The following is a 26,324-nucleotide window of genomic DNA, read 5'->3' as shown; positions in this document are numbered from 1 at the left end:
CCTTCGCGTGGGCCCCTTCCGCCGCCTTGCGATGCACCGCATCCGACGCCGTGCGCCGAACCACCAGGGATGACGGGACAGCCCTCAGAGCCTGTCGGGTGACCTCTGACCGGGCGGCCACGCCCTGGCACGCACGCTTCCCGCGTTGCCGAAATGTCCTCGTAGCTCCTTCCCCAAGCTCTCAGCTTCGTTCGAGCAGGGGAGACCCCATCCGAGGACATCCCGCCGCCTTGGAATCGCACGCACCAGACCGCGTCCGCCATCCGACCGAAGGTCACCCGACAGGCTCTCAGCCGCCGACCGCCTCGGCCGCCGCGCGGCCCGCCACCCGCCCGGAGAAGATGCAGCCGCCGAGGAACGTCCCTTCGAGCGAGCGGTAGCCGTGCACCCCTCCGCCGCCGAATCCGGCCGCCTCCCCCGCCGCGTACACACCGGCGAGCGGCGTGCCGTCCTCGGTCAGCACCCGCGACGAGAGATCCGTCTCCAGTCCGCCGAGCGACTTGCGGGTGAGGATGTTCAGCCGCACGGCGATCAGCGGGCCGGCCTTCGGGTCGAGGATGCGGTGCGGCGCCGCCGTACGGATCAGTCTGTCGCCCAGATAGGCGCGCGCCCCGCGGACCGCCGTGATCTGGAGATCCTTGGTGAACGGGTTGGCGATCTCGCGGTCCCGGGCGGTGATCTCGCGGCGCAGCGCGTCCGCGTCGATCAACTGCTCGCCGGTGAGGGCGTTCATGCCGCGGACCAGCGCGTCGAGGTCCTTCTCGACGACGAAGTCCACGCCGTTGTCCATGAACGCCTTGACCGGGCCCGGCACGTCGGCGCGCGCCCGGCCGATCACGTCACGGACCGACTTCCCGGTCAGGTCGGGGTTCTGCTCGGAGCCGGAGAGCGCGAACTCCTTCCCGATGATCTTCTGGTCGAGAACGAACCAGGTGTAGTCGTGGCCGGACTTCATGATGTGTTCGAGGGTGCCGAGCGTGTCGAAGCCCGGGAAGAGCGGGACCGGCAGCCGCTTGCCGCGGGCGTCCAGCCAGAGCGAGGAGGGGCCCGGCAGGATCCGGATGCCGTGCTTGGCCCAGATCGGGTTCCAGTTCTCGATGCCCTCCGTGTAGTGCCACATCCGGTCACGGTTGATGTGGTGGGCACCCGCCTCCTCGGTGATCCCGAGCATCAGCCCGTCGACATGGGCGGGTACCCCGGAGAGCATCTTCGCGGGCGGGGTGCCGAGCCGCTCGGGCCACTGGGCGCGGACGAGGTCATGGTTGCCGCCGATGCCACCGGAGGTGACGATCACCGCCTGCGCCTTCAGCTCGAAGGTGCCGGTCGCCACGCGGCTGCTCGCGGTGCCGCGCTCGGCGCCGCTCGATTCGAGGACTTCGCCGGTCACGGTGTCGACGGCGCCCGCGGTGCGGCCGAGACCGGTGACCCGGTGGCGGAACCTCAACCGGACGAGCCCCTTGGCGACGCCCTCGCGGACCCGGCGTTCGAACGGAGCGACGACGCCGGGGCCGGTGCCCCACGTGATGTGGAACCGGGGTACGGAGTTGCCGTGGCCGGCCGCGTCGTAACCGCCGCGTTCGGCCCAGCCGACGACGGGGAAGATCCGCAGCCCCTGGGCATGCAGCCATGACCGCTTCTCCCCGGCGGCGAAATCGACGTACGCCTCGGCCCACTTCCGTGGCCAGTGGTCCTCCTTGCGGTCGAACCCCGCCGTGCCGAGCCAGTCCTGAAGGGCCAGCTCCTGACTGTCCTTGATCCGCATGCGGCGCTGCTCGGGCGAGTCGACGAGGAAGAGACCGCCGAAGGACCAGTGCGCCTGACCGCCGATCGACTGCTCGGGCTCCTGGTCGAGCAGGATCACCGTGCGGCCCGCGTCGACGAGCTCGGCAGTGGCCACGAGACCCGCGAGCCCTGCCCCGATCACGATCACATCAGCGTCGTACGCCATGGGTTCCATCCTTGTCGGGGCGAGCCGGAAGTTACTCGTGCGTCAGATCTTGGGCACCGTCCGGTGCGGCGTCAACCGCCCGGTCGGCGGCGCTCCGGCCGCACCCCTGCCGCCGAGGCGCTATCGTCGAAACAAATCACCCTCCCCTGGCCGGACTTGAGGAAGAGAAGCGTGTCGGTGCTGGTCCTCGTACTCGCCGTGAGCGCCGCCTGCTGTCTGGGATTCGGCTTTGTCCTGCAGCAGGCCGCTGCCGAGCACGCCCCGAGGAGCGACTTCCTCTCCCCCCGGCTGCTGCTCGACCTGATGCGGGTGCCGAGCTGGCTGGCCGGGATCGGGCTGATGGTCTGTGGCATGGCGCTGGGGGCTCTGGCCCTGGGCAAGGGCGAGGTGTCCGTCGTCGAGCCGCTGCTGGCGACCAATCTGCTCTTCGCGATGGCTCTGTCGCGCCATCGCACCGGGCAGCGGCTGGGCCGGCAGGGCTGGGCGGGGCTCTGGCTGCTGGCCGGCGGGGTCACCGCTTTCCTGCTGGGAGGCCGGCCGCAGGGGGGCGAGGTGGTCACGAACGAGCTGCGGCACTGGCTGGTGATCGGCGTGGTCGTGGGCATCGCACTGGTGCTGACCACGTTCGCGAAGCGCTCGCAGCACGGAGCGGCCCCCGCTCTGCTCGCGGTGGCGGCCGGACTGCTGTACGGCCTCCAGGACGCGCTGACCCGAGTGAGCGGACAGCGGCTGTCGGACGGGGGGTGGACGGCTCTGGTGACGGGCTGGCAGCCGTACGCGGTGGTGGTGCTGGGCGTGACGGGCCTGATCCTGGTGCAGAGCGCCTTCGAGACGGGGCCGCTGCGGACGTCGCTGCCCGCGCTGACCGCCGCCCAGCCGCTGGCCGGGATCGCCTGCGGGGTCGGATTCCTCGGCGACCAGCTGCGCACCGACGCGGCCGCGCTGGCCTGGCAGGCGGCGGGTCTGACGGCGATCGTCGTCGGGATCATGCTGCTGGGGCTGCATCCGGCGATGCCGGAGGGGCGCGGCCACCATCACCGCAGGCGCAGCCTCCAGCCGCACTGACGGGCGGCCGGCTCCGCGTCTGTTCCCTCACAGTCGGGGCGGTGCGCCTGGTTATTAATAATGGCCAGCATTACAGTGTTCTGCATGGCGAGAACATCAGGGCCCGAGACCCGGGAACGACTGATTCGCGCGGCCGAGGAGATCTTCGCCGCCCAGGGCACCGACGGCGCCCAGCTGCGGGACATCGTCCGGCTGGCCGGGCAGAGCAACCCCTCCGCGGTGCAGTACCACTTCGGCTCCCGGGCTGGACTTCTGGACGCCGTGATGGCCGGACGGCAGGCCCGTACCGAACGCGTGATCGCACCCCTCCTCGACGCGCTCGACAACACGGACGGAACACGCGAGGAAGGACCAGGCGTACGGGAGCTGCTCGCCGCTCTCGTGACAGCCGAGTCGAGCCTGCTGGCCGACGACCGCGGCCGTCGCTGCCTGCGAATCTCGGCCCAGCTCAGTCGTGAGACCGGGCTGCGCACCGGCACCCTGCACCCCGCGCTGGACGGCACCGCCTACGGGCGGGCCATCGGCCGCATGGCGGACTGCCTGACCGAGCTGCCCGGGCCCCTGCGGCTGGAGCGGCTCGATCTGGCGCTCACCCTGATCGGTGCGGCGTTCGCCGACCGCGCCCGCCAGTACCTCGACGGCGTCGAACCGCTGACCGGCGAGGAGCTGTTCCGCGCCGATCTTGTCGCGACGACGACCGCTTTTCTGCACGCACCCGTGCCCCGTACCGCATGAAGGACATCACCATGACCGACCTCCACCGGCTCAGCGACAAGACCGTCATCATCACCGGCGGCGCCCGCGGCCTCGGCGCCGAGACCGCCCGGCGGGCCGTCGCCGGCGGCGCCCGCGTCGTGATCACCGACGTACTCGACGAAGAAGGCGCGGCGACCGCCGCCGAGCTGGGCACCAACGCCCGCTTCCTGCACCACGACGTGACGTCCGAGAAGGACTGGCAGCGGGTCGCCGAGTTCGCCCTCGCCGAGTTCGGCCGGATCGACGGGCTGGTCAACAACGCCGGTGTGTCGACCGGTCAGCCGCTGGAGACCGAGACGGTCGAGCACTTCCGCAAGGTCATCGACATCAATCTGACCGCCGTCTTCATCGGCATGAAGACCGTCATCCCGGTGATGAAGGAGAACGGTGGCGGCTCGATCGTCAACATATCCTCGGCCGCCGGTCTGATGGGCCTCGCACTGACCTCCAGTTACGGCGCGTCCAAGTGGGGCGTCCGCGGCCTCACGAAGGTCGGCGCGGTGGAGCTGGGCACGGCGAAGGTGCGGGTGAACTCCGTCCACCCGGGCATGGTCCACACACCGATGACCGCGTCGGTCGGCATCCAGCAGGGCGAGGGCAACTACCCGAACACCCCGATGGGCCGGGTCGGCGAGCCGTCCGAGATCGCCCAGGCCGTGACCTTCCTGCTTTCGGACGCCGCCTCCTACATCACCGGCGCCGAGCTCGCCGTGGACGGCGGCTGGACCACCGGTCCGACCGTGAAGTACGTCATGGGTCAGTGATCCCCGGCCGGGTCCCGGACTCCGGCCTGAGAGCCTGTCGGGTGACCTTCGATCGGATAGCGGACGCGGTCTGGTGCGTGCGATTCCAAGGCGGCGGGATGTCCTCGGATGGGGTCTCCCCTGCTCGAACGAAGCTGAGAGCTTGGGGAAGGAGCTACTAGGATATTTCGGCAACGCGGGAAGCGCGCGTGCCAGGGCGTGGCCGCCCGATCAGAGGTCACCCGACAGGCTCTGAGGTTGGATGGGCGGCATGACTGCTGCTGACGAGATCCTGGACATCGTCGACGAGAACGACGAGGTCGTGGGGCAGGCCCCGCGCGGTGAGGCGACCGCGCGGGGCCTGCGCCATCGCTGCGTCTTCATCGAGGCCCGGGACGCCGAGGGCCGTCTCTTCGTGCACCGCAGGACCGCGACCAAGCTGGTCTTCCCCTCGCACTACGACATGTTCGTCGGCGGGGTGGTCGGCGCGGGCGAGTCCTACGACGAGGCGGCGCTGCGGGAGGCCGAGGAGGAGCTCGGGGTCTGTGGACTCCCCCGCCCCGAACCGCTCTTCAAGTTCCTCTACACGGGTGGAAAGCACACCTGGTGGTCGTACGTCTACCAGGTGCGGTGCGAGCTTCCGGTGAACCCGCAGGTGGAGGAGGTCGCCTGGCACACGTTCCTCACCGAGGGCGAACTGGCGGAGCGGCTCGGTGACTGGGAGTGGGTGCCGGACGGTCTGGAGACATACCACCGGTTGCGGGAGTACCGGGCAGGCCGGGCCCCGACGGGCAGCCGGCGACCAAACGATCGATAAGGTTCGGGCGTGAACGAGTTCGTACAGAGCGTGAAGCTGTGGTTTGCGCCGCAGCGGATCCGTGAAGAGGGCGACACCCCCGACTACCGCTTCTCGCTCGCCAACGAGCGCACGTTCCTCGCCTGGATCCGGACGGCTCTTGCGCTCATCGGCGGCGGATTCGCCGTCGACCAGTTCCTGCCGGAACTGGCCTGGGGGATCAGGGCGGGGCTGGCGCTCGCACTGCTCGCCGCCGGTGTGCTCTGTTCCCTGCGGGCGGTCAATCACTGGGTGCGGTGCGAGCGGGCGATGCGGCGCGGCGAGGACCTGCCGGTCTCCCGGTTCCCGACGCTGCTCAGTGTCGCTGTCGCCGTCGTCGCCGTCGCGATGGTGGTGGTGGTCCTCTTCGGCTGGGAGGGCAGGTGACCGACGGGGAGCGGGACCCCGGACTGCAACCCGAGCGGACCCGGCTGGCGTGGCGGCGCACCACCCTGTCCTGCACGGTGGTGGCACTGCTGGCGGGGAAGGCGGCGCTGCACGGCGGTGCGACCCCGGCCGGGATCGTCGCCGTGTCGCTGAGCGTGCTGGCGTGGCTTGCGTTTTTGCGGGTGGCGCACCGGCGGGTGCTCGGGATGGGGACCGCGCGGCCGCAGCCACTGGCACCGCGCAGCGCCCTGACGGCGGCGGCGTGCACGATCGCGCTCGCGGTGTTCGCCACGGCGATGATCTTCTGAGGCGGTCCGCGCAGGTCAGTTGTCCCAGGGGACAGTGACGACGATCTTTCCGCGGGTGCGTCCCTCCTCGTTGAGCCGCTGGGCGTCGGCGGCCTGGGTCAGCGGGAAGACCCGGTCGACATGGACCGAGACGATGCCCTGCTCGGCCAGTCCCGCGAGCTGGGTGAGATCCGCCGCGTCGGGCCGTACGAAGGCGTAGCGCCCGCCGTACGAGAAGACCTCGCCGTCCGCAATGGACGCCAGCCTGCCCTCAGGTTTCAGTACGTCCGCGGAGACTCGGAGGGCCTCGCCGCCCACGGTGTCGAAGGCGGCGTCGACCCCGTCGGGGGCCAGGGCCCGGATCCGGTCGGCGAGCCCTTCGCCGTACTCCACCGGTTCGCCGCCGAGCTGCCGGATGTGCTCGTGGTTGCGTTCGCTGGCGGTGCCGATGACGCGGGCGCCCGCATGCCGGGCGAGCTGGACGGCCAGTGAGCCCACGCCGCCGGCGGCCGCGTGGACCAGCACGGTGTCGCCGTCCTGGATCCGCAGTGTGCGGTGCAGCACCTGGTACGCGGTGAGGCCGGCCAGCGGCAGCCCCGCCGCGGCCTCGAAGCTCAGGCTCAGCGGCTTGCGGGCGAGCGTGCGCACGGGGGCGGCGACGTACTCGGCGAAGGTGCCGCGGGACAGGAAGTCCTCCCGCACATAGCCGATGACCTCGTCGCCGACGGCGAACTCGTCGACGGCGATTCCGGGCTGCACGACGACTCCGGAGACATCCCAGCCGGGGATCACCGGAAAGACGGCCTCCAGTCCGGACTGGAGGTGGCCCTCCCTCGCCTTCCAGTCGACCGGGTTGACGGCAGCGGCCCGCACCTTCACCAGAACGCTGTCCGGGCCGACCTTGGGGTCGGGCCGCTCGCCGTATTCCAGGACATCGGGCCCGCCGTACCTGCCGTAGCTGATCGCCTTCATCATCCGACCATCCGGGCTGCTCAGACCGCCCGCAACTCGGACGGTGGCCGCTGCGCGGGGTGGCAGGAGCGTGCGCGGGCGTGGCCGGACATCCATCGCCCGGTCAGGAACGCGGTCGTGACAGAGATATTCCTACGTGAACCATATTCAGAGATACGACTGAACATCAGGGCCCTGACTCACTCGACACGGAGTCCACGCACCGGATTCCGGGAGTTCACTGGACGACATACCGACTGGTCGGCATCATGAGCACCGACGTCTTTTCACCCCGGAGGTGCGCACGATGAGCTCAGTCCATCCGCCAGGTCTCGACCTGGACCGGCTCCGCGGACATCTCGACCGCGAGCGACCGGGTCTGGTGAACGGACCGCTCGAAGCCCGGCTCATCGAGGGCGGCCGCTCCAACCTGACGTACATCGTCACGGACGGCACCGGCCACTGGGTCGTCCGCCGGCCTCCGCTCGGCCATGTCCTCGCCACCGCGCACGACATGAAGCGTGAGCACCGGGTCATCAGCGCGCTGCACCCGACGGCCGTGCCGGTGCCCGAGCCGCTGCTGCTCTGCGAGGACGACTCCGTCATCGGATCGCCCTTCTACGTCATGGAGTACGTCGAGGGGACCCCGTACCGCACCGCCGAGCAGCTCGCCCCGCTCGGTGCCGAACGCACCCGCGAAGTCGTCCTGGGCCTGGTCGACACGCTGGTGGAACTGCATGCCGTGGAACCGGAGTCGGTGGAGCTCGGCGACTTCGGGCGCCCCGAGGGATTCCTCGACCGGCAGCTGCGCCGCTGGGGCAAGCAGCTGGACGCCTCCCGCAACCGCGAACTGCCCGGTATCGACGAGCTGCACGCCGCGCTCGGGCGCGAACTGCCCGTCTCCGCCGCGCCCACTGTCATCCACGGCGACTACCGCCTGGACAACGTGCTGATCGGCCCCGACGACCGGATCAAGGCCGTCCTCGACTGGGAGATGTCGACGCTCGGCGACCCGCTGACCGACCTCGGCCTGCTGGTCATGTACAGCTCCGACCTGGGTCTGCCCAAGTCCCCGGTCTCGACCACCAGCGGAGCGGCCGGCCACCCCACGCCCGCCGAACTGATCGAACGCTACGCGGCCCGCTCCGGCCGGGACACCTCCGCCATCTCCTGGTACACGGCGTTCGCGTGGTTCAAGCTCGCCGTGATCCTGGAGGGCATCCACTACCGCTACACCCTCGGCCGGACCGTCGGCGCCGGCTTCGACCGCATCGGCGATCTCGTCCCCGTCTTCATCAAGCACGGCCTCACGACCCTCCAGGAAGGCTGATCACCCCCATGGACTTCGCATTCGACGCCCGTACGGAAGAGCTGCGCACCAAGCTGCTCACCTTCATGGACGAGCACGTGTACCCGGCCGAGACGATCGCGCACGAGCAGCGGGCACAGCTCGCCTCCCCGTGGGACACCCCGCAGATCGTCGAGGACCTCAAGGCCGAGGCGCGCAGGCAGGGTCTGTGGAACCTCTTCCTGCCCGACGCGGAGTACGGTGCCGGGCTGACCAACCTCCAGTACGCACCGCTCGCCGAAATCACCGGCCGTTCCCCGCAGTTGGCGCCGACCGCGCTCAACTGCGCGGCGCCGGACACGGGCAACATGGAGGTGCTTTTCCAGTTCGCCACGGACGAGCAGAAGAAGCAGTGGCTGGAACCGCTGCTCGCCGGGGAGATCCGGTCGGCGTTCGCCATGACGGAGCCCGAGGTGGCCTCGTCGGACGCGACCAACATCGAGACCCGGATCACGCGCGATGGAGGGGGCACCTCCCGCTCGAGCGAAGCCGAGAGCGGGGGAGACTACGTCGTCAACGGCCGCAAGTGGTACATCTCCGGGGCGATGAACCCGGACTGCCGGATCTTCATCGTGATGGGCAAGACCGACCCGGACGGCGCCGACATCCGCCGCCAGCAGTCGATGATCCTCGTCCCGCGCGACACGCCCGGCCTCGAAGTGCGGCGCGCCATGCAGGTGTACGGGTACGAGGACCACTACCACGGAGGTCACGCGGAGGTCGTGTTCACCGATGTGCGGGTGCCCGCGACGAACCTGATCGGCGAGGAGGGCGGCGGCTTCGGGATCGCGCAGGCGCGCCTGGGTCCCGGCCGGATCCACCACTGCATGCGGCTGATCGGGATGGCAGAGCGGGCCATCGAGCTGATGTGCAAGCGGGCGGTGTCCCGCACGGCCTTCGGCAAGCCGCTCGCGCAGCAGGGCGTCGTGCAGAACTGGATCGCGGACGCGCGGGTCACGGTGGAGCAGCTGCGGCTGCTGGTGCTGAAGACGGCATGGCTGATGGACACGGTGGGCAACCGGGGGGCGCACACGGAGATCCAGGCCATCAAGATCGCCACCCCGCGCGCGGTGGTCGACATCCTCGACCGGGCGGTGCAGCTGCACGGCGCGGGCGGCGTGAGCCAGGACTTCCCGCTGGCGGAACTGTGGGCGGGGGCGCGGACGCTGAGGCTGGCGGACGGGCCGGACGAGGTGCATCAGCGGTCGCTGGCGCGGCGCGAGATCAAGCGGTACGTGTAGCGGGGCGGCGGCTGCAGCCGCGCCATGTCCTCCGAAGCCGGACGGGCTGAGAATCTGCCCGTCCGGCCCGTGGAGGAAGTCGTTCAGTTCTGGCGCAGCGCAGGCATCGGCACCGCGATGCCGTACGTGGTGGCGCCGACGCCCACGCCGCCCTCGCAGGTGTTGGGCGGCTGGGTGCCGGTGCCGCGCGTGGGGGGCGCCCGGCGCGATCCGAAGGAGAGGCCCCGGGTGGAGGGATCACGAGCGCCCCCGGTCGGTGACCGCGGGGCCTCGGACCACACTCGGGAACTCGGAGCCGGCCCGACGGATGCCGCTCCCCTGCCTCTGGCCCGACGTCAGGGGCGCAGCGCGCGCAGCAGCAGATCCGCCAAATGGTCCGCGACCTCCTGCTGGCTCAGCGGACCGTCCGGGCGGTACCACGTCGACAGGTGGTGCACCGATCCGAAGTGGTAGTCCACCACCAGATCCGCCGGCGTCGCCGTGGAGAACACCCCGCTCCGCTGCCCCTCCTCCACCAGCGCCCGGAAACGCTCGTGGTAGCGGCGCCGCTCCACCCGTACCTGCTTGTTCTTCTCCGGGCTCAGATGGTGCATCGAGCGGAAGAAGATCGCCGCGTCGTCGAGGTTCTCGATCGTCGTGACGACCACGTCCGCCGCCGCGTCCCGCAGCCGCTGCTCGACCGGCGCCTGGGCGTCCGCGAACGCGTCGAGGCGTTCCTGCTGGAGCCGCAGCACCCGGGAGTAGACCTCCTGGAGGAGATCCTCCTTGGAGCCGAAGTAGTGGTACAGCGCACCCTTCGTGACGCCTGCCGCCTCGACGATCTCCTGGACCGACGTGCGGTCGTAGCCCTGCTCGGCGAAGAGCCGGGTGGCGGCGGCCAGCAGCCGCTGAGGGACGGGGGCGTCGTTCCCGTCCGTCGTTCTGGCCATGGCCGCCACCTGCCTTTCCGTAGTGAAGTCACACACGTTCTACTGCTGGGAACGCAGTTCCCGCCTGAGGATCTTCCCACTTGCCGTCTTGGGAAGTTCGGTCAGGATCTGGACCTCGCGCGGGTACTTGTACGCGGCGAGCCGCTCCTTGCAGTACGCACCCAGTTCGTCGGGTTCGACCGAGGAGCCGGGTCGCAGGCTGACGTATGCGCGGACGGTCTCGCCGCGGTAGGCGTCGGGGACGCCGACGACGGCCGCCTCCCGGACCGCCGGGTGGGTGTACAGGACATCTTCCACCTCGCGCGGCCACACCTTGAAACCGGAGGCGTTGATCATGTCCTTCTTGCGGTCGACGACATAGAGCCAGCCGTCCGGGTCCATGAAGCCGATGTCGCCCGTGCGCAGTTCGCCGTCCGGGAAGGCGGCGGCGGTCGCGTCGGGCAGCCGCCAGTAGCCGGAGACGACCTGCGGGCCGCGGACGGCGATCTCGCCCTGCTCGCCGAACGGCACCTCGTCGCCGTTCTCGTCGAGGATCCGGACGACCGTGTCGGGTCCGGGGACGCCCACGGAGAGGGTCCCGGAGACCGGGTCGACGGGCGCTTCCCGCTCGGGCGGTACGGAGGCGCAGGGCGCGGTGCACTCGGTGAGGCCGTAGCCGTTGCGGATGTAGGGGCCGAAGCCCGCCCGGAACTTCTCCACGAGCGCGGGCGGCAGCGGGGCGCCGCCCGAGGAGATCACCCGGAACGAGGCGAAGTGCTCGGATGTCACACCCGGCGTGGCGGCGAGGGCCATGAAGGCGGTCGACGGGCCGACGGTGTACGCGGGGCGGTGCTCGGCGAACGCGTCGAGGACGACACCGGGGTGGAAGCGGTAGGCGAGCACGAGCGTGCCCGCGTTGGTGAGACAGGCGGCCAGCTGGCAGACCATGCCGGTGATGTGGAAGAGCGGGGCGAGCGCGAAGTACGAGGAGCCCTCGGCGACCGGGTGTCCGGTCCGCTGGCGCTCGGCGTTGACCATGATGTTGCCGTGGGAGTTCATGGCGCCCTTGGGGGTGCCACTGGTCCCGGAGGTGTAACTGATCAGCGCTACGTCTGGGGCGGTGAGCTCGCGGCCTTCGGGGGCGGCGAGCCCACGGCGGGCGACGGCCACCAGGTCGTCGGCGTCCTCGGGGGCCGGCAGCCGCTCGAAGTTCAGGACCCGCTCGTCGTTCTGGCTCTGGAGGTCGAGTTCGCAGGCGGTGACGGCGATCCGTACGGTCGGGGCGGCGGTCGCGGTGTCCCGCAGATACGACTCCCACGCCCGGTCCGCGCAGATCAGCGCGGTGACCTCGGCGTCCTTCAGTACGTGGCCGACCTCGCCGGACTTGTACATCGGGTTGAGCGGGACGACGGTCGCCCCGGCCTTCCAGGCGCCGAGCAGCGCGAGTACGAACTGCGGGGAGTTCTGCAGCATGATCGCGACCCGGTCGCCGCGCTCCAGACCCTGCGCGGCCAGATGCCCGGCCACGGAGTCGGAGAGCGCGTCGGTCTCCCGGTAGCTGAGACGCCCGTCGAAGTAGGCGAGCGCCGGGTGCTCGGGGGTGCGGGCGACGGAGGCACGGAAGGCGTGCACCAGGGTCTCGGCGGGGCTCACCGGGGCGCGCTGGGCGTCGCTGAGCAGGGAGATCCAGGGCTTCGCCGCGTAGATGGACCCGGTGAGGGCGTCGGTGTCGGACTCGGTCATGCGCCGGTCTCCTCCCACTTCTGCTGAAGGTGGTTCATATTGCTGAGCCAGTGGTCGGTGTCCTTGGTGCGGGCCCGGTAGTACCCCGCGACCTCGGGATGCGGCAGGACGAGGAAGCGGTCCTCGGCCATGGCGTCGAAGAGGGCGTCGGCGACATCCTCCGGCTCGATGGCGCTGGGGGCGAGGACCAGCTCGCCGGCCGAACCGGCGGCGGTGAGCATGTCCGTACGTACGCCCTGCGGGCAGATCGCGTGGACCTTGACGCCCCGGTGGCGGTAGGTCAGCGAGAGCCATTCGGCGAAGGCGACGGCGCCGTGCTTGGTGACGCTGTACGGCGCGGCGCCGATCATCGTCAGCAGTCCGGCGGCGGACGCGGTGGTGACGAACCGGCCGCTGCCGCGCTCCAGCCAGTCCGGGAGCAGCGCCCTGGCCGCGCGGACATGGGCCATCACATTGACGTCCCAGGCAGCGGCCCAGACCTCCTCGTCGGCGAAGACGTCACCGGGCGAGGCGAGACCGGCATTGGCGCAATAGATGTCGACGGTGCCGTCCAGCGCATCCCGGGCGGCTTCCACGATCTGCGAGGCGTCTCCGGCGACGGCGGCGCCGCCGATCTCCTCGGCGAGCGGCTTGATGCGGCTCTCGTCGAGGTCGTTGACGACGACCCGGGCGCCTTCCGCGGCGAATCTGCGGGCCAGAGCGGCACCGATGCCGCCCCCGGCCCCCGTGACCACCACGCCCGCGCCCTGCACCGTACTCATCGGGTTCCGCCTCTCTCAGCCGAATTCCCCAGCAGACTAACCAGTCGGTATGTCATCGGGGAAGGGTTTGACCGGGAGCTTGTCGCCACTCGTGTCACACCGCTCTCGTCCGCCTCGTTCCATGCGGCCCTTGTGCGCGCTAGCGTGCGTGACCATGACAGTCGGAGCGATCATGGAGGTAGCCGAATGAGCCTGTCCAGACGTGGTTTGCTGGCCGCCGGCGGTGCGGTGGGAGCCCTCGCGGCGACGGTTGCCGGAACCGGGAGCGCGGCCGCGGGCCCCCTCCCCGGCACGGGGCAGGGCTCCGGGCGCAATCGGGTCCGTACCGGCTTCGACCGGCTGGCGGCGGACGGCTATGCGCTGCTGCAGGGGCAGAAGGTCGGGATCGTCACCAACCCGACCGGGATCACGTCCGACGTGCGCCACATCGTCGATGTGATGCACCCGGACGAGCGCGTGAACCTGGTCGCGGTCTTCGGCCCCGAGCACGGCTTCCGCGGCACCGCGCAGGCGGGCGGCTCGGAGGGGCGGTACGACGACCCGGCGACCGGACTCCCCGTCTACGACACGTATCTGAAGAGCGGGCAGCCGCTCGCCGATGTCTTCACCGCGTCCGGCGTGGACACCGTCGTCTTCGACATCCAGGACGCGGGCGCCCGCTTCTACACGTACATCTGGACGCTCTACGACTGCATGGAGGCGGCGGCGCTCGCGGGCAAGCGGTTCGTCGTGCTGGACCGGCCGAACCCGGTGACCGGGCGGGCCGCGCTGGGGCCGGTCCTCGACCCGGCGTTCTCGACCTTCGTGGGGCGCCGGGAGATCGCGCAGGCCCACGGCATGACGGTCACGGAGCTGGCGCTGCTCTTCAACGCGGAGTTCCTGGCCGCGCGGCCGGTCGAGCTGGACATCGTGACGATGTCGGGATGGCGGCGCGCGGACTTCTTCGACGGAACCGGTCTGCCATGGGTGCCGCCGAGCCCCAACATGCCGACGCCCGACACGGCGCTGGTGTACTCGGGCACCTGTCTGTTCGAGGGTACGAACCTCTCCGAGGGCCGGGGGACGACCCGGCCGTTCGAACTCCTCGGCGCGGAGGGGATCGACCACCGGTGGGCGGCGGCCGCGAACGCCCTCGACCTGCCCGGAGTCGCTTTCCGCGAGGCGTACTTCGCCCCGACGTTCTCCAAGTTCCAGGGGAAGACGGTCGGCGGGGTGCAGCTGCATGTCCAGGACCGGGAGGTGTTCGATCCGGTGCGCACGGGGATCGCGCTGCTGGTGACGGCGAAACGGACGTGGAGCGGGTTCGCCTGGCGCCCGGACAACTGGATCGACAAGCTCACCGGTAATACGCGGGTCCGCACGATGATCGATGCGGGGGCGGACACGGATGAGGTGGTCGGGGCGTGGGAGGCGGATCTCGCCGCGTTCCGGGCGGTACGGAAGAAGTACCTGCAGTACCGGTGAGGTGAGCCGGGCGGGCCCGGGGTTCGGGCCCGCCCGGCGAACCGGTTCCGTCCTCGACCGCCGGACGGGCCGGAATGTGCGTCCTACCGGTGGGCCGGGAACTCCACCACCTGCTGGTACGTCGGGCGGTTCTGCCAGTGGATCGCCTTCTGGCTGATCCCGCCCAGCGCACGGTGGACGATCGAGTCCGTGCACCACTGCTCGCCCGCGCTGCAGCTGTCGTCACCGGGGTAGACCTCGGTCGCCGGTTCGGCCGCCGCCTGCTTCAGGGTGGCGAGCAGCGCGTCCCGGCAGCTGCTCAGGTCGCCGTTGCCGCAGTACGTCTTCGCCAGCGGGCCCTCGACCGGACGGCCGAGGACCTGGCGCAGGTCCTTGTCGACGAAGCCCCACCAGCCGTACTGGAAAGCCGAACCGCTGTGCGCACCGCTCGGCCCGTGGCCGGCCGCCGGGGACTCGTCGGTGGCGAGGTTGGCGGTCAGTGCCGCGTACAGACCGTCGCCGAGGCCCGGCCTGAACTCGGCCTCGACCAGCTTCGGCCACCACGCGTCCATGAGCCGTACCGCGTCGGCGTGGGTGTAGGCGCGCGAGCCGGGGCCGGTCTCCTTGCGCTGGGATCCCGAGGCGCGCCAGGACTCCAACTGCTGTACGGTCGCGTTGAGTTCCGGGTCGGTGATCGGCTGGGAGCGGAGCACCTTCAGCAGTTCGGGCAGCAGCTGCTCGCCACGCAGATCGGTGAGTGCCGCATCCGACATGGCCCGGGTGAGCGAGGCGCGGGTGACGCCGCCCTCCTCCACCAGCTTCGCCACCCGGTCGTCGAGCAGGTCGGCCCGGTGCACCGCACCGAGTCCGAAGCCCGCGGAGGCGTACCCCGCGGCCTGCTTGTTGTTCCAGGAGACGTAGTAGTCCTGGCCGCTGGAGTGCGGGTGCGCGGTGAACGAGGTGTAGTCGGCGGTGTTCGCCGCCGGATCGTACCCCTGCCACTCGTACGCCTTCTCGGCCCTCACCGGCAGCGCCGGGTCGACGCCCGCCGCGCGCACCGGGTTCATTCCGCTGTTGTAGTAGGCGGCGGTGCGGGAGTCGGCGTAGAACCAGTTGAAGGCGTAGTCGATATTGCTCGCCGCCTGCTGGAAGGAGGCGGCGTCCATGACGTACGCCGGGTCGTTGAGCATCTGGAAGCCGATGATCGAGTCGGCCTCGTGACGGTAGGTGGAGCGCAGCGAGGTGTACGCGACGGGCTTGCCGCCCACGGTGGCCCGGTGGGTGACGATGCCGTACGCGGTCCGCCACACCTGCATCCGGTAGGAGCCCTTCGCCGTGGAGTCGGCGACGGTCGGCTTCCAGGAGTTGGTGCGCTCCAGCTTCTCCATGGCGGTGCAGGTGCCGTGGTGGAGGTAGTGCGTGGAGTCCTTGGCGGGTGTCCCGCCTCCGGGCTCGCACAGCTCGATGGCGTACGTGTCGGTGATGTCCTGGCCGGCCGACGTGGCGCTCCACGCGTAGTCCTGGCCGCGGCCCATCTGGACGTACATGCCGACGCCGGCGAACGAGACACCGCGGGCGCTGATGCCGGGCCCCTGGAGCTCCTGAAGCATCATCAGCTGCGGGGCGAAGTAGCCGGTCTGCGGGCCGAAGACGGCGATCGGGTTTCCGCTCGCGGTGTGCTTGCCGGAGACCAGCAGGGCGTTGGACATGCCGCGCTTCTGGGCTCCGGAGCCGGGCAGCGACCCCTCGGGGATGACACCGTCGTCGTAGATCCCCTGGGCCTTCCTGAGCGCGGCCGGGGCCTTGACCGGGGCCTTCGTGTCGGTGCCCGCGGAGCCGGTGCGGTCGTGGATCAGCGGCTCGGCGGTGACGGAGCCCGAGTCGGGAAGGGCGGTGCCGCGCGCCCTGGCCGGCTTGCCGGCGTACGGGAACGAGGTGCCGTCGTGAATCGTCAGCACGGCCTCGGGGTCGTTGCGCTGCCGGAACGATTCCCAGACCTTGGTGCCTTCGGCGACTCCGTACTTCTGCTGGGCGGACAGCAGCGAGAGCGCCGCCTGCACCTCGCCGCCACCGCCGCCACCGAACTGCCCGCCGACGACCGAGGCAATGGAGATCAGGTCGGTCAGCTTGAACGGCTGTATCTCGCCGATGTTGGTGATGGCGTCGATCTTTCCGGTGAGGACGTACTCGCCGGGGAAGTAGCGGCCCTTCTTGGACTTCTCGCGGTACGCGTTGATGCCGTCGACATACGCCTGCGCATCGGCCATCGCCTGCTCGCCGCGGGCGCCCTCATGGCTCCTGATGTACGCGACCTGCGCTTCGAGATCGTCCTCGGTGTACGGGGCCTGCGGCCAGAACTGCTGCTCCAGGCCTTGGTTGGCGAGTGCGCCGCCGGCGAACGAGGTCAGTTCGCCGCGCCCGATGTGCCGGAAGAGGTCCATCAGCCAGAGCCGGTCCTGCCCGGCCGCGAACCCGGCACCGAACTCGGTGCCGTAGCGGGTGGTGCCCTTGATGTGCGGGACCCCGGACGCCCGGTCGCGGGTGATGGTGACGTCGTCGCGCGGCGAGGTGACGGACTCGACCTGGTCCTTGGGGACGCCGAACGAGGCGTCGTTGAAGAAGTCGGTCAGCTTCTGGTCGGTGAGTCCCGTGTGCCCGGCCACCAGGCCGTTGTAGCGGTCGAGTTGGTCGTCACTGTGGGAAGGGTGCGTACCGAACGCCTTGTTGCCGAGGATCTCGACGAGCGTGGCGTTGCCGTTCTCGCCGGGCGGCAGGATGTCGTCGCACTGTCCGTGGCAGTAGTCGGGGACGGGTACGGGTTCCGCCGCCGCGGCGCCGGACTGCGGCGAGGCCGCGAGCAGGGTGGTACCGAGTGCGAGAACCGCCGCAACGGTGGCAGCTCTGAACATGACGGTGCGTGGGGGCATACGTGCTCCTCCGAGAGGCCGATGCGCCGGAGGTTACTGGCGGTATGACCCGTCGGTAAGATGAACAACGGTCACTTTTTCGGAATCACCACATGACACCGCGTCAACGCCGCGCCCGAGCACCGTCCGACGTGGGGCGTCTCACCCCATGGACGCGAATTGCCTTTCGATGGAGCCGAAACGGGCAGTCGTACGTCCATACCTTGACGCCGAAGTACGAGCGACGGAGGTGGCAGTGCGATGGCCGGTTTCCGGAGTCTTGCGAGACAGGTCCGCGATCCGCGGGGTGACCTGGCGCTGCGGCGGTACTCGCTGCGCAAATGCCTGGAGAGGTTCGCCCCCTACGGTCACCGGGCGACCTGGGACCACTTGTGCACCCGGCACACGATAGAGCCCGAGGACCGTTCCCCCGACCCCGTGCGGCTGGTGCACGCGCTGGAGGAACTGGAGGCGGCGCGGGCCGTCTGGCTCCGGTACGAGGCCGGGTTCGCCGAGCGCCGCAGGCGGGAGAAGCACGAGGGGCTGCGCCGGCCGGGCGCCTTCGACGACTGGCACCGGCGCATCTGGGGCGGGAACGGGGTGGCGCGCTGCGAGGATCCGGCGGTCCACCCGTCCGCCCCGCTCGCCGAGGTGCTGGGCCGGCTGATCTCGGCCCTGGAGTCGCAGCCCGGCGCGGCGTGCCCGGTGTGCGCGGAGACCGGGATCGTCTGGCGTCAGGACCTCGACTGCGCGCCGTGGTCGGGCCCGGTCTGCACGGGCTGCGGAATCGTGGTGCCGCGACCCGTACTGACTCCGGGGGCGCTGGCGAGAGCGCGGCGGATCCGGCCGAGGGACCTGGCGTCGGCGGCATGAGGGGCTCGGGGGCGACGGAACGGCGGCGCGCCCCCGGCCCTGCGGACGCTTTCTACGGGCAGCCCGCCGAGCGGCGCTCCGGCATCAGGCGCGAACCGCTGATCGTGTCGCCGGAGATGTCGTTCGGGTTGGAGAGCACACACGTCTCCAGCGACAGGCAGCCGCAGCCGATGCAGTCGGTCAGATGGTCACGCAGCCGGCCCAACTGCTTGATCCGTTCGTCCAGTTCGGACCGCCACGTCTCGGACAGCCGCGCCCAGTCGTCGCGGTTCGGGGTGCGCTCCTCGGGAAGTTCGGCCAGCGCGTCCCGGATCGTGGCCAGCGGTATGCCGACCCGCTGCGCCGCACGGACGAAGGCGACCCTGCGCAGTGCGTCCCTGCTGTAGCGCCGCTGGTTGCCGCTGGTGCGGCGGCTACTGATCAGGCCCTTCGCCTCATAGAAGTGCAGGGCCGAAACGGCGGCGCCGCTGCGCGCGGAGAGCTGGCCGACCGTGAGTTCATGGAGTGTCTGTGGGATCTGGGGCACCCCTCCAACCCTACGTGCCCGCCTCCGCACGGGTCCGTCGTTGACAGGGACGTACCCACCCAACCATGCTGAGCAAGCGCTTAGACAGGCGATGGATGACGACGGACGGTCGAGAGCGGGAAGGCAGGACCAGAGACATGGCAGAGCCGAGGATCTTCACGTCCGCGCAGGAGCTGCGCGACGGGGTGGGCGAGCAGCTGGGTCACAGCGAGTGGCTGGAGATCGACCAGAAGAGGGTCGATCTGTTCGCCGAGGCGACCGGGGACCACCAGTGGATCCATGTGGACCCGGAGCGGGCCGCGGCCGGCCCGTTCGGCACGACCATCGCGCACGGCTATCTGACGCTCTCGCTGCTCCCGGCGCTGGTCCCGCAGGTCATGCGGGTCGAGGGCATGAAGATGGGCATCAACTACGGGACCAACAAGGTCCGTTTCCCGTCCACCGTGCCGGTGGGATCCCGGCTGCGCGCGACGGCCGTCCTCAAGGACGTCGAGGAGGCGGGCGGCGGCGTCCAGGTCACCGCCCTCGTCACGGTCGAGCGCGAGGGCGGCGACAAGCCGGTCTGTGTCGCCGAGTCGGTGTCGCGCTACTACTTCTGAGATGCCCTGGGGCGTCATCCCCGGCGGGCGCACGAGGACAGTTGCGGCACCTCTCCGCGCTGCCGGAACGCCCGAATGCACCGGGCACGAGGACGCCCCTCCGCCGTGCGGTGCACCGCATCCGACGCGTCGCGCGCCGATCCACCAGAGACGACGGGGCAGCCCTCAGCGCTGGGCCGCGACCATGCGCAGGACGAGGTCGGCGTAGAGATCGCCGACCTCGTCCGGCGTACGGCTCCCCTGCGCGCTGAACCAGCGCGCCACGTCGATGCAGAGCGAGAGCACGGCGAGCGTGGTCCCCGGGATGTCGGGGACATCGAACTCCCCCGCCTGCACGCCCTCACTGATGATCCGCCGGATCACCGCATCGCTCTTCCGGCGCAGGGCGACGATCTCGGTGCGGTGTTCCTCGCCCAGGGCGTCGAGTTCGTACTGGACCACACGGGCGGTGGTGTGCCGCTCGGCATGCCAGCGGACGAAGGACCGTACGGCGTCCGCGAGCCGCTCGGACGCCGTGCCGTCACTGTCGGCGGCCGTCTCCAGGAGCAGCAGGGCGCGGTCGTGACCGATCCTGCTGATCCGGTGGAGCAGCTCTTCCTTCGTCTTGTAGTGGATGTAGAGCGCGGCGGGACTCATCCCGGCGCGGCCCGCGATGTCACGGGTGGTGGTCGCGTGGTACCCGCGCTCGGCGAAGGCGTCGACGGCCGCGACGAGGAGCCGCCTGGCCGCCTCGGGCGTCACCTCGCCCCACGGCGAGCTCTCGCCGTCGGTCTCCTCCGCCGCGCTCATCGTCACCGACCCCTTCCCTTCAGCAGGACGAACACCATACCCCGAACCTGAGCAAGCGCTTAGGGTCCGGTGGATGAGATCGTCAGAGCTTCTGGAAGGGGTCGTGCCCAGCGAGGATCTTCTCCAGCCGGGCCTGGTCGACCCGGCTGACGATCTGTCCCGCCTCCTGACGGTCGCGGATGACCTTGGCGAGGGTGAAGCAGGACGTGACGAGGTACAGGACGCCGACGGCGAGGAAGCCCCGCACCCAGGCGTTCGCGTCGAGGAAGTAGATGCCGAGGGTCACCGCGCCCATCGCCACCCCGAAAGATGCGACGGCCTGACCGTAGAAGGCTGCGGTGCTCTGCTGCTTGACCGATGTCGTCTCACTCATGGGGGAAGCATCGGCCGCTGTGGCGCCCGCCACATCCGCCCCCGTACTCAGTCCCGTACTCAGTCGCCCGTTCGAGCGGGACGGCTCAGAAGGCGGAGACCCCCGTCAGCGCGCGGCCGATGATCAGCTTCTGGATCTGGCTGGTGCCCTCGTAGAGCGTCATCACGCGGGCGTCGCGGAGCAGCTTGCCGACGGGGTACTCGTCGATGTAGCCGTAGCCGCCGAAGACCTGGAGGGCGTTGTTCGCGGCACGGACGGCGGCCTCGGAGGCGAAGAGCTTCGCCTTGGACGCGGCGGTGGCGAACTCCTCACCGCGGTCGATGAGGTCGGCGACGCGCCAGGTCAGCAGCCGGGCGGCGTCGACATCCACCGCGATGTCGCTGATGAGTTCCTGGACGAGCTGGTAGCTCGCGATGGACTTGCCGAACTGCTCGCGCTCGCCGGCGTAGCCCACGGCGGCGTCGAGGGCGGCCTGCGCGATGCCGACGCATCCGGCCGCGACCGACATCCTCCCCTTGGCCAGGGCGGACATGGCGATCGAGAAACCCTTGCCCTCGGGCCCCAGGAGCGCGGTGGCGGGGACTCGGACGTCCTCCAGGACCACCTCGGCGGTGGCCTGGCCGCGCAGACCGAGCTTGCCGTGGATGGTGCGGCGGCTGAGGCCGGGGTTGTCGGTGGGCACCAGGAAGGCGGATATGCCCTTGTGGCCGGGTGTGTCGTTGGTGCGGGCGAAGAGCAGCACGACATCGGCCCAGGTGCCGTTGGTGATGAACATCTTGGTGCCGTTGATGACGTACGAGTCGCCATCACGGACGGCCTTCGTCGTCAGACTGCCGGCGTCGGAGCCCGTACCCGGCTCGGTGACGCCGAAGCAGCCGATCGCCTCGCCCGCGGTGAGACGGGGCAGCCACTGCTGCTTCTGCTCCTCGCTCCCCCAGGCGGCGATGGTCTTGGTGACCAGCCCCAGGGAGACCGAGACGATGCCGCGGACCGACGAGTCGCCGCGCCCGAGCTCCTCGGTGACCAGGCAGTACGCCAGGTGGTCGCCGCCCGAGCCGCCGTACTCCTCAGGGACGGTCAGCCCCAGGAAGCCGAGTGCACCCAGCTTCTTCACGATCGACTTATCGACATTCTCGGTGCGATCCCACTCGACGACATGCGGGGTGATCTCGCGGGCGACGAAGTCCTTGGCGAGCTGTCGGACAGCCTCCTGCTCCTCGCTGAGCTCCAGGTTCATCCTTCGGTACTCCCACTTTTAATTAACACTGCTAGTTTTTCGTTCGCAGGCCCTACTATGTGCCGCATGGCCCGACCGCGCAAGCCCCTCCTCAGCAGAGACCGCATCGTCGAGGCGGCGAGCGCCCTGGTGGACTCCGAGGGGCTCGAAGCCGTCTCCACCCGTCGGCTCGCGGCCGAACTCGGGGTCAGCGGGCCCTCGCTCTACAACCACTTCCGCAACAAGGACGAGATCCTGGACGCGGTCGCGGACTCCGTCTCCGCGCAGGTCGACCTGTCGATGTTCGACGAGGACGACGGTCGCGACTGGCGCGCCGCCCTGCACGACTGGGCGGTCTCCTATCGCGCGGCGCTCGCCGCGCACCCGCACATCGTCCCGGTGCTGGCCCAGGGCCCCGGCCGCCGTCCGGCCGGGCTGCGGGTCGCCGACGCGGCCTTCGGCGGCATGGTCCGAGCGGGTTGGCCGCCCGCCCAGGCCACGTACATCGGCGCACTGATGCGGTACTTCGTCACGGGCTCGGCACTGGGCTCATTCGCACGCGGCTTCGTGGACGACGAGACGGCGTACGACCCCGCCGACTACCCGCACCTCGGCCAGGCCCATCTGCTGGCCGACCGCCGCCAGAAGGTCGACGAGGGCGCGTTCGAGACCGGACTGCGGGCGATCCTCGACGGTCTCGCCCTGCAGTACGAGCAGCGGACGCCCGCGGCCACGGTTCGGCCCTCGCCGAAGCGTTCCTGACGCATGCTGGGTGCATGGCACCCCACGACCCGGCCGCGCCCCGCCTCGCCGCCCTGGCCGCGCTCCTCGCCGACGAGACCCGCGCCTCGTTCTGTCTGGCCCTGCTCGACGGGCGCGCCTGGACCGCGGGTGAACTGGCGCGGTACGCGTCGGTCGCGCCGTCGACCGCCAGCGAGCACCTGGGGAAGCTCGTCGCGGGCGGCCTGCTGACCGAGGAGCGGCAGGGCCGCCACCGCTATCTGCGGCTCGCCGACGAACGGACCGCCCACCTCGTCGAGGACCTCGCCGCCCAGGCCGCACCCGGCGACGGGGAACGGCCGCGAACCCTGCGGGCGGCGAGCACCAGCAGCGCGCTGGCCCGCGGACGCACCTGCTACGACCATCTCGCGGGCCGGATCGGCATCGCCATCGCGGACGCCATGACCGTACGGGGACTGCTGCGGCAGGACACCGGCTTCGCGCTCACCGACGCGGGCCTGGGCTGGTTCGGGGAGCTGGGCATCCGGCTGGACCGCGGGACCAGGCGCCCCCTCGCACGCGGCTGCCTGGACTGGACGGAGCGCCGGCCGCACCTGGCGGGAACGGCGGGCGCCGCGCTGTGCAGGCACGCCCTGGACACCGGGTGGTGCGTACGGATCGGCTCCGGGCGGGCCGTGAAGGCGACCGCGGACGGGGAGCGGGCGCTGCACGAGCTCCTCGGGATCGAGCCGGAAACAATTCGGTGAGGACCGAACCGTTCCCCGCTTACAGTCGGACCCATGACAACACCCATACAGGCCTCCTCGGCGACGGCCACCATGCCCGCAAGCCGTGACTGGCGGGCGATTGCCGCAGCGTGCACGAGCGTGGTCCTGTGGGCCTCCGCCTTTGTCTCCATCCGCAGCGCGGGCGACGCGTACTCCCCCGGGGCGCTCGCCCTCGGCCGGCTGCTCGCGGGCTCGCTGACGCTCGGCGCGATCCTTCTCGTTCGCCGCGAGGGGCTGCCGTCCAGGGGTGCCTGGCCGGGGATCCTCGCGTCCGGACTGCTCTGGTTCGGGCTCTACATGGTGGTGCTCAACTGGGGCGAGCAGCAGGTCGACGCGGGCACGGCCGCCATGGTCGTGAACATCGGCCCGATCCTGATCGCGCTGCTCGGCGCCCGGCTGCTCGGCGAGGGGCTGCCGCGCATGCTGGTGATGGGCATGGCCGTGTCGTTCGCGGGCGCCGTCGTGGTCGGTCTCTCCATGTCGGGGCACGGGGGTTCGTCGGTGCTCGGAGTGGCGCTCTGCCTGCTCGCGGCGGTGGCGTACGCGGCCGGGGTGGTCACCCAGAAGCCCGCGCTGCGGCACGGCTCGGCCCTGCAGATCACCACGTACAGCTGTCTGATCGGTACGGTCGCCTGCCTGCCGTTCTCCGGTGTGCTGATCTCCGAGGCGGCCGACGCCCCGCTCTCCGCGACCCTGAACATGGTCTACCTGGGCATCTTCCCGACCGCCCTCGCCTTCACCACCTGGGCCTACGCCCTCGCGCGCACCACCGCCGGAAAGATGGGCGCCACCACCTATGCGGTGCCCGCACTGGTGGTGCTGATGTCATGGCTGCTGCTGGACGAGGTGCCCGTGCTGCTCACCGTCGGCGGCGGCCTGCTCTGTCTTGCCGGGGTGGCGGTCTCCCGCATGCGTCCGCAGACTGGACGGACGCGGAACAGTCCGGCGCAGCCGGTGGAGGGACCCCGAGATGACGCGGAGCGCCAGGAAACCGACCGGCCCCGGGAAGAAGCGGAAGAAGCAGTCGGGCAGGGCTGACGAGGAACAGGCCGCCCTCGCCCGAGCGGCCCGCCACGGCGGCGCCGAACTCGACGACTTCGACGTGGTCGACAGCGGGGACGACGACCCGGTCCTGGTGACCCCGGAGGGCCGGGCCCGCGACGCCTGGCGCGAGGACTACCCGTACAGCCACAAGCTCGGCCGCAAGGCGTACGAGAAGACCAAGCGCGCCCTGCAGATCGAACTGCTCAAGCTGCAGCACTGGGTCAAGGACCGCGACGAGCGGCTCGTCATCCTCTTCGAGGGACGGGACGCGGCGGGCAAGGGAGGCACGATCAAGCGCTTCACCGAGCATCTCAACCCCCGTGGTGCGCGTGTCGTCGCCCTGGAGAAGCCCACGGAGCGCGAGCGCACCCAGTGGTACTTCCAGCGGTACACGGCGCATCTGCCGAGCGCGGGGGAGATCGTGCTCTTCGACCGGTCCTGGTACAACCGGGCGGGTGTGGAGCGGGTCATGGGGTTCTGCACGACCCGCGAGTACCTCGAATTCATGCACCAGGCACCGGGCTTCGAGCGGATGCTCGCCCGGGACGGCATCCACCTGGTGAAGTTCTGGTTCTCCGTCTCCCGCAATGAGCAGCGCAACCGGTTCATGATCCGCCAGATCGATCCGGTGCGGCAGTGGAAGCTGAGCCCGGTCGACCTCGCCTCGCTCGACAAGTGGGACGCGTACACGGAGGCCAAGGAACTGATGCTGTTCCACACGGACACGGCGGACGCGCCCTGGACCGTGGTGAAGAGCAACGACAAGAAGCGGGCCCGTCTGGAGGCGATCCGGCATGTGCTGCACCGCTTCGACTATCCGGACAAGAACGCGGACCTGGTCGGTGAGGCGGACCCCCTGATCGTGGGCCCGGCCTCGCGGCTCTTCGAGGAGGGCGAGATGGAAGCCCGCCTCCTCACCACGAGCCGGTCGGAGGCCGCGCCCACACCGGAGCAGGCCTGAGGGCTGTCCCGTAATCCCTGACGGGACAGCCCTCAGAACACCACGAGCGCGCGGCCGCCCTTGCCCGCGATCATGTTGTCGAAGGCTGCCGGGATGCCGTCCAGCGCGATCCGTTCGGTGACCATCATGGAGAGGTCGAACCTGCCCGCCCGGATGTGCTCGGCAAGGACCGGCAGGTCGCGGGCCGGGTCGCTGTTCCCGTACACGCAGCCCGTCAGGGAACGCCCCCAGTGGAAGATCTCCAGCGCGTTGAAGGTCACCTGCTGGTCCTTGCCGCCGATGCCGACGACCGTGGTGCGGCCGCCGCGGCGGGTGGAGTCCCAGGCGCCGCGGATGGTGGCGGGCCGGCCGACGCACTCGACGGCGACGTCCGCTCCCTGTCCGCCGGTGAGCTTACGGATCTCGCGCGGTGTGGTGTCGGAGGCGATGACGTAGTCGGTGGCGCCCGCCGCGCGGGCGAGATCCTCCTTCTCCGGGGAGACATCCACGGCGATGATCTTCGAGGCTCCCGCGATCCGGGCGGACTGGAGCACGGCGAGACCGACGCCGCCGATGCCGAACACGACGACCGTCTCGCCGGCCCGGACCCGGGCGCAGTGGTGGACGGCGCCGTATCCGGTGAGGACCGCGCAGCCGAGCAGGGCGGCGTCGGTCAGCGGGATGCCGTCCGGGGCGGGAAGCACACAGTTCGCGGCGACGACCGTCTCCTGGGCGAACGCCGCGACGTTCAGGCCGGGGTGGAGTTCGGTGCCGTCGGCGGTACGGGCGTGGATGTTGCCCACACCCGTCAGGGCGTTGGCGCAGAGCCAGACCTCACCGATTGCGCAGTGGTGGCACCTGCCGCAGGACGGCGCCCAGTTGAGCACGACCCCGTCGCCGGGCGCGACATGCGTGACGCCCTCGCCGACGGAGAGGACGGTGCCCGCTCCCTCATGGCCGAGGACGGCGGGGACGGGCACCCGCATGGTGCCGTTGGAGAGGGACAGATCGGAGTGGCAGACCCCGGCCGCGGCGAGACGGATCCTCACCTGACCGGGGCCGGGCTCCGGAAGTTCGATGTCGGTGACCTCCAGGGGGGCTCCGACGGCGGGCAGTACGGCGGCGCGGACCACG

26 protein-coding genes are annotated in these 26,324 nt (G+C 70.5%); 15 read left to right on the top strand and 11 right to left on the bottom strand.

Annotation, left to right across the window (positions count from 1 at the left end):
- Positions 1-289 precede the first annotated feature (289 nt).
- Positions 290-1,948: an FAD-binding dehydrogenase gene (locus tag OG972_RS32275; RefSeq protein WP_266987521.1), complete on the bottom strand. Its 1,659-nt coding sequence runs from the start codon at positions 1,946-1,948 to the stop codon at positions 290-292.
- A gap of 171 nt (positions 1,949-2,119) precedes the next feature.
- Here OG972_RS32275 and OG972_RS32270 point away from each other — a divergent pair, with 171 nt between their 5' ends.
- The 6 genes from OG972_RS32270 to OG972_RS32245 all read left to right on the top strand — a co-directional run bounded on the left by OG972_RS32270 (position 2,120) and on the right by OG972_RS32245 (position 6,042).
- On the top strand, positions 2,120-3,013 hold the full coding sequence (locus tag OG972_RS32270; protein ID WP_266987519.1) for a DMT family transporter: 894 nt from the start codon (positions 2,120-2,122) through the stop codon (positions 3,011-3,013).
- An 84-nt stretch (positions 3,014-3,097) separates the two neighbouring features.
- Positions 3,098-3,748 (top strand): TetR/AcrR family transcriptional regulator, encoded by a 651-nt coding sequence (locus OG972_RS32265; protein WP_266987517.1) that lies wholly within the window; start codon positions 3,098-3,100, stop codon positions 3,746-3,748.
- An 11-nt stretch (positions 3,749-3,759) separates the two neighbouring features.
- Positions 3,760-4,533 (top strand): SDR family oxidoreductase, encoded by a 774-nt coding sequence (locus tag OG972_RS32260; RefSeq protein WP_266987515.1) that lies wholly within the window; start codon positions 3,760-3,762, stop codon positions 4,531-4,533.
- A gap of 250 nt (positions 4,534-4,783) precedes the next feature.
- Positions 4,784-5,329, top strand: a complete 546-nt coding sequence (locus OG972_RS32255; protein WP_266987513.1) for an NUDIX domain-containing protein — start codon at positions 4,784-4,786, stop codon at positions 5,327-5,329.
- Positions 5,330-5,338: 9 nt separating this feature from the next.
- Entirely contained in the window at positions 5,339-5,734 is a 396-nt protein-coding gene (locus OG972_RS32250; protein WP_266987511.1) for a YidH family protein, read from the top strand.
- Positions 5,731-6,042 (top strand): DUF202 domain-containing protein, encoded by a 312-nt coding sequence (locus OG972_RS32245; protein ID WP_266987509.1) that lies wholly within the window; start codon positions 5,731-5,733, stop codon positions 6,040-6,042. The genes OG972_RS32250 and OG972_RS32245 overlap by 4 nt, the downstream gene beginning before the upstream one ends.
- 15 nt (positions 6,043-6,057) lie before the next feature.
- Here the strand turns inward: OG972_RS32245 and OG972_RS32240 are convergent, their stop codons facing one another.
- Positions 6,058-6,993: an NADP-dependent oxidoreductase gene (locus OG972_RS32240; RefSeq protein ID WP_266990851.1), complete on the bottom strand. Its 936-nt coding sequence runs from the start codon at positions 6,991-6,993 to the stop codon at positions 6,058-6,060.
- Positions 6,994-7,279: 286 nt separating this feature from the next.
- Between OG972_RS32240 and OG972_RS32235 the strand changes: the two genes are divergently transcribed.
- The gene (locus tag OG972_RS32235; protein WP_266987507.1) at positions 7,280-8,302 is read left to right on the top strand and encodes a phosphotransferase family protein; all 1,023 of its coding nucleotides are present in this window, start codon (positions 7,280-7,282) and stop codon (positions 8,300-8,302) included.
- Positions 8,303-8,310: 8 nt separating this feature from the next.
- Positions 8,311-9,561 carry an acyl-CoA dehydrogenase family protein gene (locus OG972_RS32230; RefSeq protein ID WP_266987505.1) on the top strand — a complete coding sequence of 417 codons (1,251 nt, stop codon included), beginning with the start codon at positions 8,311-8,313 and terminating at the stop codon, positions 9,559-9,561.
- Positions 9,562-9,896: 335 nt separating this feature from the next.
- Here OG972_RS32230 and OG972_RS32225 read toward each other — a convergent pair whose 3' ends face one another.
- The 3 genes from OG972_RS32225 to OG972_RS32215 are packed head-to-tail and all read right to left on the bottom strand — an operon-like array spanning position 9,897 to position 12,973.
- Positions 9,897-10,490, bottom strand: a complete 594-nt coding sequence (locus tag OG972_RS32225) for a TetR/AcrR family transcriptional regulator (RefSeq protein ID WP_266987503.1) — start codon at positions 10,488-10,490, stop codon at positions 9,897-9,899.
- A 39-nt stretch (positions 10,491-10,529) separates the two neighbouring features.
- Complete coding sequence (locus OG972_RS32220; protein ID WP_266987501.1) at positions 10,530-12,212, bottom strand: AMP-binding protein; 1,683 nt, start codon at positions 12,210-12,212, stop codon at positions 10,530-10,532.
- Positions 12,209-12,973 (bottom strand): SDR family oxidoreductase, encoded by a 765-nt coding sequence (locus OG972_RS32215; RefSeq protein ID WP_266987499.1) that lies wholly within the window; start codon positions 12,971-12,973, stop codon positions 12,209-12,211. The genes OG972_RS32220 and OG972_RS32215 overlap by 4 nt, the downstream gene beginning before the upstream one ends.
- 186 nt (positions 12,974-13,159) lie before the next feature.
- Between OG972_RS32215 and OG972_RS32210 the strand changes: the two genes are divergently transcribed.
- Positions 13,160-14,437, top strand: a complete 1,278-nt coding sequence (locus tag OG972_RS32210) for a DUF1343 domain-containing protein (protein WP_266987497.1) — start codon at positions 13,160-13,162, stop codon at positions 14,435-14,437.
- Between the two features lie 83 nt (positions 14,438-14,520).
- Here OG972_RS32210 and OG972_RS32205 read toward each other — a convergent pair whose 3' ends face one another.
- A complete protein-coding gene (locus tag OG972_RS32205) occupies positions 14,521-17,343 on the bottom strand; it encodes a penicillin acylase family protein (RefSeq protein ID WP_266987495.1) in 2,823 nt (940 codons plus the stop codon).
- 240 nt (positions 17,344-17,583) lie between these two features.
- Between OG972_RS32205 and OG972_RS32200 the strand changes: the two genes are divergently transcribed.
- Positions 17,584-18,195, top strand: a complete 612-nt coding sequence (locus OG972_RS32200) for a hypothetical protein (RefSeq protein ID WP_266987493.1) — start codon at positions 17,584-17,586, stop codon at positions 18,193-18,195.
- A gap of 52 nt (positions 18,196-18,247) precedes the next feature.
- Here the strand turns inward: OG972_RS32200 and soxR are convergent, their stop codons facing one another.
- Positions 18,248-18,721 (bottom strand): redox-sensitive transcriptional activator SoxR, encoded by a 474-nt coding sequence (soxR, locus tag OG972_RS32195; RefSeq protein ID WP_266987491.1) that lies wholly within the window; start codon positions 18,719-18,721, stop codon positions 18,248-18,250.
- 137 nt (positions 18,722-18,858) lie between these two features.
- On the opposite strand from soxR, the gene OG972_RS32190 reads away from it, so the two are divergent.
- Positions 18,859-19,320 (top strand): MaoC family dehydratase, encoded by a 462-nt coding sequence (locus OG972_RS32190; protein ID WP_266987489.1) that lies wholly within the window; start codon positions 18,859-18,861, stop codon positions 19,318-19,320.
- A 165-nt stretch (positions 19,321-19,485) separates the two neighbouring features.
- On the opposite strand, the gene OG972_RS32185 is transcribed toward OG972_RS32190, so the two are convergent.
- From OG972_RS32185 to OG972_RS32175, 3 genes are all read right to left on the bottom strand, one after another.
- On the bottom strand, positions 19,486-20,109 hold the full coding sequence (locus OG972_RS32185; protein WP_266987487.1) for a TetR/AcrR family transcriptional regulator: 624 nt from the start codon (positions 20,107-20,109) through the stop codon (positions 19,486-19,488).
- An 82-nt stretch (positions 20,110-20,191) separates the two neighbouring features.
- Positions 20,192-20,482, bottom strand: a complete 291-nt coding sequence (locus OG972_RS32180; protein WP_266987485.1) for a YiaA/YiaB family inner membrane protein — start codon at positions 20,480-20,482, stop codon at positions 20,192-20,194.
- 85 nt (positions 20,483-20,567) lie between these two features.
- Positions 20,568-21,719, bottom strand: coding sequence for an acyl-CoA dehydrogenase family protein (locus tag OG972_RS32175; protein ID WP_266987483.1), 1,152 nt, complete (start codon positions 21,717-21,719; stop codon positions 20,568-20,570).
- Positions 21,720-21,785: 66 nt separating this feature from the next.
- On the opposite strand from OG972_RS32175, the gene OG972_RS32170 reads away from it, so the two are divergent.
- Genes OG972_RS32170 through ppk2 form a run of 4 tightly spaced genes read left to right on the top strand, consistent with a single transcriptional unit; the run spans position 21,786 to position 25,211 of the window.
- A complete protein-coding gene (locus tag OG972_RS32170) occupies positions 21,786-22,460 on the top strand; it encodes a TetR/AcrR family transcriptional regulator (protein WP_266987481.1) in 675 nt (224 codons plus the stop codon).
- 14 nt (positions 22,461-22,474) lie between these two features.
- On the top strand, positions 22,475-23,185 hold the full coding sequence (locus OG972_RS32165) for a helix-turn-helix transcriptional regulator (protein WP_266987479.1): 711 nt from the start codon (positions 22,475-22,477) through the stop codon (positions 23,183-23,185).
- 33 nt (positions 23,186-23,218) lie between these two features.
- On the top strand, positions 23,219-24,244 hold the full coding sequence (locus tag OG972_RS32160) for a DMT family transporter (RefSeq protein WP_266987477.1): 1,026 nt from the start codon (positions 23,219-23,221) through the stop codon (positions 24,242-24,244).
- Positions 24,177-25,211: a polyphosphate kinase 2 gene (gene ppk2, locus OG972_RS32155; RefSeq protein ID WP_266987475.1), complete on the top strand. Its 1,035-nt coding sequence runs from the start codon at positions 24,177-24,179 to the stop codon at positions 25,209-25,211. Before OG972_RS32160 ends, ppk2 begins: the two co-directional genes overlap by 68 nt.
- 32 nt (positions 25,212-25,243) lie before the next feature.
- On the opposite strand, the gene OG972_RS32150 is transcribed toward ppk2, so the two are convergent.
- On the bottom strand, positions 25,244-26,323 hold the full coding sequence (locus OG972_RS32150) for a Zn-dependent alcohol dehydrogenase (RefSeq protein ID WP_266987473.1): 1,080 nt from the start codon (positions 26,321-26,323) through the stop codon (positions 25,244-25,246).
- Position 26,324: the final 1 nt, after the last annotated feature.

Origin of the sequence: Streptomyces sp. NBC_01669, assembly GCF_026339735.1 — a bacterium.
GTDB lineage: Bacteria > Actinomycetota > Actinomycetes > Streptomycetales > Streptomycetaceae > Streptomyces > Streptomyces yanii.
This window is presented reverse-complemented; position numbering and strand designations above follow the sequence as displayed.